The sequence below is a fragment of the Novosphingobium sp. BAM6 genome (genome assembly GCF_057784955.1).
The window spans coordinates 44,260-56,773 of sequence record NZ_JBYNTR010000003.1 but is presented as its reverse complement, the minus strand read 5'-3'; the positions used below and the strand labels follow the sequence as shown (position 1 = coordinate 56,773).

General features: G+C 65.8%; 9 protein-coding genes. 4 read left to right on the top strand and 5 right to left on the bottom strand.

The features are described from left to right. Window position 1: 1 nt before the first annotated feature. Entirely contained in the window at window positions 2-1,045 is a 1,044-nt protein-coding gene (locus AC3EC3_RS12230; RefSeq protein ID WP_488489895.1) for a LacI family DNA-binding transcriptional regulator, read from the bottom strand. A gap of 144 nt (window positions 1,046-1,189) precedes the next feature. On the opposite strand from AC3EC3_RS12230, the gene ptsP reads away from it, so the two are divergent. From ptsP to AC3EC3_RS12210, 4 genes are read left to right on the top strand one after another with little or no spacing between them, the layout of a single operon-like run. Further along, entirely contained in the window at window positions 1,190-3,712 is a 2,523-nt protein-coding gene (gene ptsP, locus AC3EC3_RS12225; protein WP_488489894.1) for a phosphoenolpyruvate--protein phosphotransferase, read from the top strand. Then, window positions 3,712-4,680 (top strand): 1-phosphofructokinase, encoded by a 969-nt coding sequence (gene pfkB, locus AC3EC3_RS12220; protein WP_488489893.1) that lies wholly within the window; start codon window positions 3,712-3,714, stop codon window positions 4,678-4,680. Before ptsP ends, pfkB begins: the two co-directional genes overlap by 1 nt. Next, window positions 4,680-6,374, top strand: coding sequence for a PTS fructose transporter subunit IIC (locus AC3EC3_RS12215; protein WP_488489892.1), 1,695 nt, complete (start codon window positions 4,680-4,682; stop codon window positions 6,372-6,374). Before pfkB ends, AC3EC3_RS12215 begins: the two co-directional genes overlap by 1 nt. Before the next feature lie 56 nt (window positions 6,375-6,430). Continuing rightward, window positions 6,431-7,819 carry a carbohydrate porin gene (locus tag AC3EC3_RS12210; RefSeq protein WP_488489891.1) on the top strand — a complete coding sequence of 463 codons (1,389 nt, stop codon included), beginning with the start codon at window positions 6,431-6,433 and terminating at the stop codon, window positions 7,817-7,819. Window positions 7,820-7,848: 29 nt separating this feature from the next. On the opposite strand, the gene AC3EC3_RS12205 is transcribed toward AC3EC3_RS12210, so the two are convergent. The 4 genes from AC3EC3_RS12205 to AC3EC3_RS12190 all read right to left on the bottom strand — a co-directional run bounded on the left by AC3EC3_RS12205 (window position 7,849) and on the right by AC3EC3_RS12190 (window position 12,213). Further along, entirely contained in the window at window positions 7,849-10,266 is a 2,418-nt protein-coding gene (locus AC3EC3_RS12205; RefSeq protein WP_488489890.1) for a TonB-dependent receptor, read from the bottom strand. Then, a complete protein-coding gene (locus AC3EC3_RS12200; protein WP_488489889.1) occupies window positions 10,244-11,209 on the bottom strand; it encodes a FecR family protein in 966 nt (321 codons plus the stop codon). Before AC3EC3_RS12200 ends, AC3EC3_RS12205 begins: the two co-directional genes overlap by 23 nt. Next, entirely contained in the window at window positions 11,199-11,795 is a 597-nt protein-coding gene (locus AC3EC3_RS12195) for an RNA polymerase sigma factor (RefSeq protein WP_488489888.1), read from the bottom strand. The genes AC3EC3_RS12200 and AC3EC3_RS12195 overlap by 11 nt, the downstream gene beginning before the upstream one ends. 226 nt (window positions 11,796-12,021) lie before the next feature. Beyond that, window positions 12,022-12,213 carry a hypothetical protein gene (locus AC3EC3_RS12190; protein ID WP_488489887.1) on the bottom strand — a complete coding sequence of 64 codons (192 nt, stop codon included), beginning with the start codon at window positions 12,211-12,213 and terminating at the stop codon, window positions 12,022-12,024. Window positions 12,214-12,514: the final 301 nt, after the last annotated feature.

The window sequence follows — 12,514 nt, the reverse complement described above, 5'->3', positions numbered from 1 at the left end:
TTCAGTCTCCGGATGCGGGGGATAAGGGAAGGCCTTGGTCGCTGGCCGGGGAGATGACGGCGGCAGGCGACATGCTCGACCCGCGTGCGATCAGCCGCCCCGGCAGGACGACCTTGCGCGGCGGCACCTCCGGATGGTCGAGCCGGTCGAGCAGCATCGTCATGGCGGTGCGTCCGATCTCGTCGACGGGCTGCTCGATCACCGTCAGGCCGCCCCCGACGAACTCCATCCACGCGTTGTTGTCGAAGCCCGCCAGCGCCATGTCCGCCGGAACATCGAGCCCCGCCTCGCGCAGGCAGCGCAGCACATTCAGCAGCATCACGCCGTTACTGGCGACAATGGCGTCGGGACGGTCAGGCCTGGCGAGAAGCGCGGTGATCACCGCCTCGGCACCATCCGCGTTATGCGGTATGGCCAGCGCCTCTGCGGACAGGCCCAGTCGCTGTGCAGCGCGCAGGAACCCTTCGCGACGCTCGACACCGGTGCTGCTGTCGGCGCCGAACAGGCCTGCGATCCGCCGGTTGCCCTGTGCGTGGAGGTGCTCGACCAGCATTTCGGCCATGCGCGCATTGTCGAGCACCACGCAGTCGAAGGTGCCTTCGGGCACGGTGCGATCGATCAGGACCACGGGATAATCCAGATCCAGACGTTCCGCCGTGGCGACACGCTGGCGCGATGGCGCAAGGATCACGCCGGTCACGCGTTCCTCATGCAGGTGTTCGAGATACGTCGCTTCGCGGGTGGGGTCTTCGTCGGTGTTGCACAGGATCACCCGCAGGCCACGGGCGGCCGCCAGCGATTCGACGGCGCGCGAGACGGCAGTGAAGAACGGGTTGCGAATATCGGCGACAACCAGACCGATGGTGTTTGTGTGGCGCGAGCGCAGGCGCCGTGCCGCCAGATTTGGCCGATAGCCGGTTGCCTTCACCGCAGCCAGAACCCGGTCTGCCATGGCCGGATCGACGGGCTTGCCTGCCAGCACACGCGAAACGGTTGCCGGTGAAACCCCGGCAACGGCTGCCACATCCTTGATTCCTGTCGCCATCTGGAAATCGTTCTCTTATCCGATCGGCAATAGCCCTCTCTTGCCGTCACTTATGACCACTTTTGGTACGGTTTAACAACCCCACTTGACTTTTTCCGTGAGAAAACGTTTTCTCACATCAAGAGCAAATGGAGAGGAACTACGATGCTCGCAGACGCCACCCCTGCGTCCCGCGCCACTGATCTCGTTCGGATCGCTGCCACCGCAACCGACAAGACCGATGCCATTCGGCAGGTCGGGCAACTGCTGGTCGCTGCCGGATGCGCGCAGCCCGGATACGAAGAAAGCATGGTCCGCCGCGAAGCCGTGGCGAACACGTTCCTGGGCTCGGGTCTCGCGATCCCGCACGGCCTTGGCGAAGACAAGCACATGGTGCGCCGCGACGGCGTGGCCATTCTCCAGCTGCGTGACGGGGTGGAATGGAACCCCGGCCAGCGCGCGCATATCGTGGTGGGTATCGCTGCCAATTCGGACAGTCACCTGTCGATCCTGCGCCGCCTGACGCGCCTGATTCAGGACGAGCCACGCCTTCAGGCGCTTGTCCGGACGGAGGATGCGGCAGACTTTGCCCGTGCGTTGGGCGAGGACTCATCCCCGGGCACCATTGCCGCACCGCTGGGGGACTTTGCACATGTCGCGACCTGGACGGTCGACTATCCCGCTGGGCTTCACGCCCGCCCCGCCTCTGTCTGGGTCGAGGCGGCTCGCGCTGCTGCCACGCCGCTGCGCGTGCGCCACGGAGACGAAACCGCAGATCCCCGCAATCTCGTCGCGCTGCTGCAACTGGGCCTGCGTCAGGGCGACGAGGTTTCGATCTCCTCCGAAGGCGCAGGTGCAGAAGCCACGCTGACGGCGTTTCTGGCCGCAGTGCGGCGTCTGACTTCCCGAGAGAAGGAAGACGCGGCCCGCGCCGCGCAGAAGCGCGAAGCGCCCGTGCGCGCATGGACTCCTGTCGGCGAGCCGCGTCTGATCGCCGGTGTCGCGGCCAGCCCCGGCCTTGCCATCGGCCCGATCCACGTTCTGAAATCCGCCGAGCTGGCCGTGCCGGACAGTCCTGTCGATCTCGCATCCGGCGGCGCCCTGCTCAACGATGCGCTGGTGCGCACCCGCGCGCAGATGACCGCGCTGATCGACGACACCACGCGACGCCTCGGCGCTTCGGAAGCGGCGATCTTCAAGGCGCAGGCGGACCTTCTCGACGATACCGATCTGATCACCCTCACCTGCCAGAACATGGTCGAAGGGCACGGCGTCGCCTGGTCGTGGCATCAGGCGGTGGGGCGCATAGCGGCGCGCCTCTCGGCACTCGGCAATCCGGTGCTGGCTGCCCGCGCCGCCGATCTGGAAGACGTCGGCCGCCGGGTTCTGGCCGAGATCGATCCTTCGCTGACAGCCGGAACCCTGGCCGATCTTCCCGGAGTGCCGTGCATTCTCGTGGCGGAAGACCTCTCGCCCTCGGATACCGCCACGCTCGACATCGCGCGGGTGGCAGGCATTGCGACCGCCCTTGGCGGCCCGACCTCGCACAGCGCCATTCTGGCCCGAACGCTCGGCCTGCCATCGGTTGTTGCCGGGGGCAACGATTTGCTGGCCAGCGCTGCGGGCACACTGGCGATTGTCGATGGGGACAGTGGCCGCGTGTGGCTCGACCCCGGCGAGGACGATCTCGCCTCCGCGCATCGGTGGATCGCCGACCTCGCCGCCAAGCGTGCGGCTGAAGAGGAGGAGCGCAGCCAGCCTGCCGTCACGCAGGACGGGCACAAGGTGGAAATCGCCGCTAACGTCAACCGTCCGGATCAGGTGCCGATGGCACTGGCGCAAGGCGGCGAAAGCGTGGGTCTGATGCGCACCGAGTTCCTGTTTCTCGAACGCGGCGACAGCCCGAGCGAGGACGAGCAGGCCGCCACCTACCGTGCGATGATCGAGGCGCTGGCACATGACGGCACCGAACGGGCGCTGATCGTGCGTGCGCTCGACATCGGTGGCGACAAGCAGGTCCCGCATCTTGATCTTCCGAAAGAAGAGAACCCGTTCCTCGGCGTGCGCGGTGCGCGCCTGCTGCTGCGCCGACCGGACCTGCTCGAACCGCAGCTTCGCGCGCTTTACCGGGCAGCGAAGGAAGGCGGCGCGCTGTCGATCATGTTCCCGATGATCACCTCCACGCACGAGCTGGTCGCACTGCGTGCCAAGTGCGAGGCGATCCGTCAGGAACTGGACGCGCCCGAGGTGCCCATCGGCATCATGATCGAGGTGCCTGCCGCTGCCGTGCAGGCGCGCGCACTGGCGGCGCATGCGGATTTCTTCTCGATCGGCACCAACGATCTTACGCAGTACACGCTGGCAATCGACCGCCAGAACCCCGAACTCGCCAGCGAGGCGGACAGCCTGCACCCCGCCGTGCTCGGCATGATCGCGATGACGGTGGAAGGCGCGCGCGCACATGGTCGCTGGGTCGGCGTATGCGGCGGGTTGGCCGGTGATTCCTTCGGTGCCGGTCTGCTCGTCGGCCTTGGTGTCGACGAACTCTCGATGACCCCGCGCGACATTCCCGCCGTAAAGGCCCGCCTTCGGGCCGCGAAGCACAGCGATCTGGTGGAACTCGCCCAGCGCGCTCTGGCGATGGCGGGGCCAGCAGATGTCCGTGCGCTGGATGCAGGAGCGAACTGATGCGCGTGCTTACAGTCACTTTCAATCCGGCCATCGACCAGACCGTCACGCTTGACCGGCTTGAGCCCGGCGAGGTCCATCGCGCCCATGCGGTGCGCCAGAACGCCGGTGGCAAGGGTGTCAACGTCGCCAGCTGCCTCGCAGACTGGGGCGTTACCGTCAGCGCCTACGGCCTGCTGGGCAGCGACAATGCGGCGCCGTTCGATGCGCTGTTCGCTGCCAAGGGCATCGAGGATCGCTTCATCCGCATTCCCGGCGCCACCCGCGTCAACCTCAAGCTGGTGGACCCGCGCGGGACCACCGACATCAATCTGGATGGCATCGCGATCGACGCCGGGCGAGCAGAAATGGTCACCGCGACGATCTGCGATGCGGCACGCGAGGGTGACCTCGTCGTGCTGGCGGGCAGTCTTCCTCCGGGCTGCCCGCCCGATACCTACGCCCTGCTGATCGCGCGGCTGCGCTCGATCGGTTGCCGGGTGATCCTCGATGCCAGCGGACTGCCGCTGAAATGCGCGCTGTCGGCGGATGTGCTGCCCGATGTGGTGAAGCCCAACCGCGAAGAACTCGCGCAGGCGCTCGGCACGCCCCTGCCCGAGATCCACGATGTGCTGCGTGCGGCCACCACCTTGCGCGCCCGCGGAGTCGCGCTGGTGGCGATCTCGATGGGAGAGCAAGGCGCGCTGTTCGTCTCGGATCAGGGGGCGGTGACGGCGAAACTCGCGGTGGGAGACCTTGCCAGCACCGTTGGTGCCGGTGATGCGATGGTCGCGGGAATTGCGGCTTCGCTGGCGGACGATGGGGCCGACCTCGAACAGATCGCGCGCCTCGCCACGGCTTTTGCCGTGGGCAAGCTGGGGATGGCCGGGCCAAACCTTCCGGCGCTGGCCAGCGTGAAGGCGCTCGCCGCCGATGTCGCGATAAACCGAATTGATACGACCGCTGCAACGGCGGCGGGAGAGGTCTGATGAATACGATATTTGCCATCATCGAGGCAGGTGACGGTGCGGTGCAGGGCGTGCTGGCGGGCGAGGCCCTGCGTCGTGCGGCCAAGGCCGCTGGCCAGTCCATCGACATCGAGGTCCGCACCGAACAGGGCGTGCTCAACCCGCTGACGGATCGCGCAACGGCGAAGGGCGAGTTGCTCCTGCTGGTGACGGACACGGCAGGGGACGATGCCCTTGCCGCACGGGCGGACCGCCGGGTAACGCTGGCCGAAGTGCTCGCCGCTCCCGACAAGGCGCTGGCGTTCGACCGTCCCGCAGTCGTGGAGAGCGGCACCCCGCACATCGTTGCAGTCACGTCCTGCCCCACCGGTATCGCGCATACCTTCATGGCCGCAGAAGGTCTTGCCGAAGGGGCGCGTCAGCTTGGCTATCCGATCCGTGTCGAGACGCAAGGGTCGGTCGGGGCCGGCACGCCGCTGACCGAGCGCGAGATCGCCGAGGCTGATGTCGTCATCATCGCCGCCGATCGCGAGGTGGACCGCGCGCGCTTTAGCGGCAAACGCGTGTTCTCGTCGAGTACCAAGCCCGCGATTTCCGGCGGTGCCGCGCTGATCGAGCGCGCGCTGACCGAGGCCAAGCGGCAGGGCGCCGATAGCGCTGTCGGTGTTGAAGCCGCGCCTGCCAAGGCCGAGCGCGTCGGGCCGTACAAGCACCTGATGACCGGCGTTTCCTTCATGTTGCCTTTCGTGGTGGCAGGCGGTCTGCTGATCGCGCTGGCTTTCGCGCTGGGCGGCATTGGCGCCAATGCCGATGCGGCCAAGGGCACTCTCGCTCATGCCCTCTTCCAGATCGGCGCGCAGGGTGCCTTCGCGCTGATCGTGCCCGCGCTTGCTGGCTACATTGCCTATTCCATTGCCGACCGCCCCGGCATCGCGCCGGGCATGGTCGGCGGCATGATCGCCGCGCAACTGGGGGCGGGCTTCCTGGGGGGCATCGCCGCAGGCTTTATCGCGGGATACGGCGTCGAGGCGCTGAACAAGGTGATAAAGCTGCCGAAAAACCTGCAAGGCCTTAAACCCGTCCTCATCCTGCCACTGCTGGGGACGCTGCTGACCGGATTGCTGATGGTCTATGCGGTGGGCACGCCGGTTGCGGCCGCCCTTGCCTTCCTCACTGAATGGCTGCGCGCCATGCAGGGTTCGAGCGCCTTGGTGCTGGGCCTGATCCTGGGTGCGATGTCAGCCTTCGACATGGGCGGCCCGGTGAACAAGGCGGGCTATGCGTTCTCGGTCGGGTTGATCGCCAGCAACGTGTGTACGCCGATGGCCGCGACGATGGCGGCAGGGATGACGCCGCCGCTCGCGGTTGCCCTTGCCACCCGCCTGTTCCGCGACCGTTTCACGCTGGAAGAGCGCGAGGCTGGCGGCGCTGCAGCGGTTCTGGGGCTCGCTTTCATCACCGAAGGCGCGATCCCGTTCGCAGCGCGCGACCCGTTTCGGGTAATCCCCTCCCTGATGGCGGGATCCGCGCTGGCGGGCGCGATCTCGATGGTGTCGGGCGTCGAGCTGAAAGTGCCGCACGGCGGAATCTTCGTGCTGCCGATCCCCGGCGCAGTCACGCATCTTGGTGCCTATGCCATTGCGATCGTTGCCGGAACTTTGCTCAGCGCAGTGCTCGTCGGGCTGCTGAAGCGTCGCCCCGCCAGCACGGGCTGAAACACACACAAACCATATCAAGACGGCACAGAGAAAAACACAAGAGAGGATTGCCCATGCCGACTGCGAGTTTGAAAGGCGCCTGCACCGCAGGCGTCGCCGCCCCCGCCTTGTCTGCCTGCCTTGCCCTGTCGATCGCCTTTGCACCGAGCCCGTCGATGGCGCGAGCGGATGACGATCCCGCGCCTGTCGAGGAGACGAGAACGGACCCGGCGCCCAGGAAATCGGACTCCTTCCAGCCTCTGGCCGATCAGGGCATCCAGCTGACGCTGAGCTATACCGGCGAGGCCGCGGGCAATGTCACCGGAGGGCTCAAGCGCGAAGCCGCATTCGCCGGGCAAGTTTACATCGGCGCCGATTTCGACATGGATCATATCGCCGGGATCGAGGGCGGCGCGCTTCACATTGCCGTGACCGACCGTCATGGCGACAGCCTTTCGAGCCTCGCGCTGGGCAACAACACCTCGGTGCAGGAAATCTGGGGCACGCAGAACACGCATCTGGCGATCTTCACCTGGGAGCAGCACCTGGGCGGCGACCGGCTGATGATCGAGGCCGGGCGCAGCCAGGCGAACATCCATTTCCTCAATTCGCCGCTCTACTGCCAGTTTCAAGGCAATTCGGGCTGCGGAAATCCGACTTTCGTGTTCAAGAACAGCAACTTCACATACTTCCCGGCGTCCAGCTGGATGATCCGCGCCAAGGCGAAACTGCTGCCCCACGTCTACCTGCACGCAGGCGCCTACGAAGTGAACCCCGACCGCAAGCGCGCGAACGATCACGGCATCGGGCTGGGCGTGGGCAATGCCACCGGCGTTATCGTGCCGTGGGAACTGAGCTACGAGACCGGCGATGCCGTGCGCCTGCCCGCGCGCTATATTCTGGGCGGATGGGTCGACAAGGGCGACTACGCCGATCCCTTGCGCGATGCCACCGGCGGGATCGCCGCGCTGAGCGGACAGGCGGCGCAGACGCACAATGGTCGCAGCGGGCTCTATGTCCGCTTCGAGCAGCAGTTGACGCGGCCCGACCCTGCCAGCAAGCGCGGGCTCAGCGTCTACGGCGCGGCAATGACCAACCTGTCCGGCCGGGTCGAGGAAAGCCGCTTCTGGGATCTGGGCCTTGTCCAGACCGGCACTTTCGCCGGGCGCGACGAGGACAGCGTGGGCTTCATGGTGTCCGACCAGCGCTTCAGCGATCTGGCGATGACTCGCATGCGCGCGCTCGACCGCGCCGCAGGAGGCGCCGGGCAGGCATGGCGCCACGAGGTGATGATGGAACTGTCCTACAGCGCACAGGTCGGCCCCGCCATGCGCCTTTCGCCCAACGTCCAGTACATCCACCACCCCGACCGCACCGGTGCGACCGACCGTTCGACCCCGACCAAGGACGCGCTGATCCTGGGGTTCAAGTTCACCGTGGATGCGCTGAAGCTGGGCCGGTGATCGATCAATGATCGATCACCGGCCTCCCCTCAGAACGCAGCGTCCACGCCGATGCGGATCAAGCGGGGGCGGATCGGGGTTTCCTGCTCTCCCTCGGCCGCCGAGAACGGGTTGCCGTAGGCGAACGTGTTGCCGCGCGAATCCAGCAGGTTCATCACGTCGAGCGAAAGGCCCCAGCGCCCCAGGCCGAGGCGTGCGCCTGCCGAAACGTCGAAGTAGTCGCCCTGCTCCAGCGCGAAAGGCTCGCTGACCGCCAGCTTGGAGCGGCCGACATGCCGCACCGCCCCATCCAACGTCAGGGGCGCGCCGCGCAGTGTGGTCTTCCATTTGCCTGCAAGGCGCCAGCCCTCGTCCGCGATATTGGGGAGATCGCGGTCCGACAGCGCGCCGAAACCGGGCGCCGGGTCGGTAAGGTCGCTGGAGTTGAGATAGCCTGCGGCCTCCAGCGACAGCGCCTTTGTCGGTTGCCAGCGCAGCGTCGCGGCAAGGTTAAGCACGCGCCCGGCACCGATATTGGCGACATAAGGCAAGCCATCGGTGTCGATCAGATCGGCCTGGATGTCGCGCCAGCGCGTGGCGGAGGCCGCCAGACTGCCCGAAAGGCGCGCGCCCGGCGTCATGCCGAACCGCATACCCAGTTCGAAGCTGTGCAGCCGGTCCGAGGCGAAGCGCTGCGCCGTCTGCATCGCTGTATCGCCGTCGAGCCCGGACCCGGTAACTTCCAGACCGCCGGGCCGATAGCCGTCCTGAAACCGTCCATAGAACAGCAGGCCTTCCTGCGGCGTCCATGACAGGGCGGCGGTGGGCAGCAGGCGCACTTGCTGGCGCTCCGGTCCATCGCGCCGCTCGCTGCGGATCGCGGCGTAGGCGCTGGTCTGGCGGACGTAGCTGAGCCGGCCGCCGAGCGTCAGGATCACATGGCGCAGCACCGGTACGCCCGCCTCGCCGAACACGGCACTGTCGAGCGTGGTGTTGAGAACGTCTGTGATGACCGGCGGATCATCGAGCGGACCAAGGCGACGCACCACGTGGTCGCTGCTGTCCACCACGCCGATGCCAAGCAGCCAGCTGCCCTGACTGCCGAGCGAGCCGCTTGCGCGAGTTTCGTGCGAGAACAGGTGCACCGTCTGGTTCTCGCGGAACACTTCCAGTGCGGCGCCATCGGCAAGGGCGTCCTCGTCCGCCGTGGCATCGTAAACGGAATCGATATGCTGGCCGGAATAGCCCGTCGCAGAAACCAGCTTCACATCGCCCCACTGGTGCGTGAGAGTAAGGCCGATCAGGCGATAGTCGTTGTCGAAAGGCTGGGCGATGGCGGAACGGCGCGTGAGATCGGTCTCGTCTTTCAGCGTATATTGCCCGTCGCGCGAATGGATGTTCTGCCCGACCAGCGAGAGATCGACCGTCCAGTCGCTGCGGGGTTGCCAGCGCAGTTGCACGCGGGCACCGGCGCGGGTGTTACGGTTGATGTTCTTCAGATCGCGTTCGAGATCGTCGATGTAGCCGCCCTCGATGCTGCCGTAGGCAAGCGCGCGCAAGGCCAGACTACCCCGGACGATCGGCGCATTCACCACCAGCGCCCCGTCGGTTCCGGGCGAACCGCTGCGGGTGAACGTCGCCCCGGCGCTGGCATCGACTTCGCGGTGTTCAAGATTGGGGGCGACCGGCTCGATCCGGATGATGCCGCCCAGCGTTCCGGCGCCATAGAGCGTACCTTGAGGCCCTTCGAGCACCTCGACGCGGGAGACGTCGTAAAGCGGCAGGTCGGGGTCGGGCGCGGAATAGATCGTGCGGAAATCGCCGAGGTACTGACCGATGGTCGACTGGCTGGCGCCGTTAAAGCTGCTGTCGGCGATCCCGCGAATGAAGATCTTGTTGCGGCCGGGGCCTAGGTTGGTCGCGGTCAGTTGCGGCAGGTGGCCAAGAATGAAGCCGGTGCCCCGCCCGCCCCCGCGCGCAAGTTCGCTGCGTTCGGGCTCGATTACGGCAACGCTTGCCGGATACTCGTCCAGCCCGAGGTTCTGCTTGGTCGCCGTAACGAGAATGTCGGAACCGGTCGTGATAGGGATCGGCGTGGCGGATATGGGCCGGGATTCGGGCTCTGCCGGTGTTGCCCTGTGCGTGCGGAACAGCTGGACGGTATGCGCATCGACGAAACGCGCCTGATAGCCACTGCCTTTGAGCAGGCGGTCCAACGCATCGCGCAGGGTATAGCGCCCGTGCAGGCCGCTGGTCCGGAGCTTGGCAAGCGCGGGATCGCTCGCGGCAATAGACAGCCCGGTCTGCTCTGCAAGGCTGACCAGAGCATTCGACAGTGTTCCGCGCGGAACCGAGATTGCCGCTTTCGCTTCGGTGGCGCGCGCCTGCGTGGCAGGCGCGATCAGGCTGGAAACGCTGCCTGCAAGGACACAGAACGCCGCCCAGTCATTTCGCGATCGTCCAGCCATCCGCAGTCGAAGTCACTTTCAGTCCCAGCAGCGATTCGAGGCGCTTCTGCAATGCCGCATCGTCGCCATCAAGCTGAATCACGCCGGTGAACGATTGCGCAGCAAGATCGGGTGCCAGTTCGATCGCCATGCCGCGCGAGCGGGTGATGTCAGCAGCAACGTCGATCAGTGGACGGTCGTGATAGACCAGCCTGCCGCGGGTCCAGCCTCCGATCTCCGCAACGGCACGATGCCCGGTGACGATGCCGTCATCCTTCGCCGAAAGCGTGTCTCCCGCATCGAGCCGCACGCGGGTCTCGCCCGCCTCGTAGCGCACGGCGCCCTGTGCGACTTCGACCTGCATCGCCGAACCCGAAGTGCGCACGTTGAATACCGTGCCGACGTCCTCCAGCGTGCGATCGCCGACGGTCAGCGTGAAGGGATGCACCGGATCGTGATGGACCGTGAACTGCGCCTCGCCCGAAAGCAACTGTGCCTGACGCGGATCGCCGCGGTTGAGGGCGATCTCGGTCGAGCCGTTGAGCACGATGCGGGTGCCGTCGCCAAGCGCGAAGGACCGGCTCTCGCCCGCTGCGGTGTGGATGGTGTAGTCTCCGGCCGAGCGGCTCTGGAACACCCAGCTACCGGCCAGCGCCAGCGCTATCGAAGCGGCAAGCGCGGGCATGGCCCAGCGTCGCCGCGGCGCGGCAACGAAAGGTTGCTCCTCGGCTGCCTGTTCTTCTGGCGCCTGCGCTTCACTTCCCCCCTCGCGTGCCACCAACATGGCAGGTTCCAGCGCGAGATCGGCATCGGAGACCGCTTCATACGCGGGGTTATGACGCGGATCGGCCTCCAGCCACGCCGTAAATTCGTCCCAGGTTTCAGGCGCAGTTTTAGGCCCCGCCTCCTGCAACCGCAAGTGCCAGACAATGGCCTCGTCGTACATGCGATCCTCAGCCTGCATGGCCAAACTCCCCTGCTGTCCGCTGCCCACGGTCTTCGTCCAGTCTGCCGCGAATGGCGAGCACCGCACGATAGGCGGACTGGAGATGCTTCTCCACCGCACTCAGGCTGATGCCCAGATCGCGGGCGATGATTTTCTGCGCCACACCTTCGATGCGGTACTGGCGAAAGATGTACGCCGTTCGCTCCGGCAATTGCGCCAGTTCATGTTCCACCCTTGCGAGATGATCGCGGGCCAGTGCGGCGGCCTCCGGGTCGGGCGCAAGGTCGGCGCGATCGGGCTCGGCGCCTGGTGGCGAGGCGGTGCGGTGATCGAGCCAGCGCGCATCGCGGGCTTGCCTCCGTACATCCACGCGACGACAGCTGTGCGCCATGTTGTTGGCCATCTGGTAGAGGTAAGCCCGTGGCGATCGCACCGGTCCGGTCTCCACCTTGCCCAGTGCGATGAACATGTCCTGCAACAGATCCTCGGCATCGCTCGCGGTCATGCCGCGCGCGAGAAGGAAGCGCCGCAGATCGGGACGCATTTCGAGGCTGAGTTGCTGGAGACCACCCATGGCGGCATTGCCGGAACCGTCAGAACCCATCGTGTGCCATGCATCAGTTTCATGATCCGCCCCAACCGGACGGATTTGCTTCCTTAGCCTGCCATCAACAGAAGTCAGCGACATTTCATACAGGGTAAGGCCATAGCCTGTCCTGCCTCCTGTCGTTTCCTCAAGTTCATGTCTGCGGCGCCTTTTCCCTGAAACAGCGTGTTTCCAGGGATCAGACGCCGCAGACTATCGAAATCCGCAACCGAAATCTTGCCGGTCAGTCCTTCTTGCCGATGGCAACGCCGGTCAGGCCGGTCAGGCCGGTCTGCCCCGGCTGGCCGAGCGTAGTGCCGGTATTCCACAAGCCCGCGACACGGCCATCGGGGAGACGGCGTTGAAGGTGGCCCCGTCTCCTCGCCGTAAGGGCCGAAAAGCTTGCCCTGCGTATTGCCCGGGAACATATCGGCATCGGAACAGGTGTAAGTGCCGGTAAACCCGTTGTCGGCCGCCAAGGTGGTCGTTCGTCAATCCGGAAAGGAGACCAAGGACAATAAAGCATGTCGACTTGAAATTCTGTCTTACCTGCGAAGCTGCCGATCATTCTGCAATATGCGGAAGTGCGGGCCTCATACTGATTGGTATTTCAAATAAACAGTCCGAGCACTTTGTAACCCCACGAAAAATCTGGTCGTTAGACAGCTGCCATACAGGATCGAGAGACTAAGCGGCCGCCTTGCAGCGATCTTTCCGCGCCTGAAACCGCGGCGGGC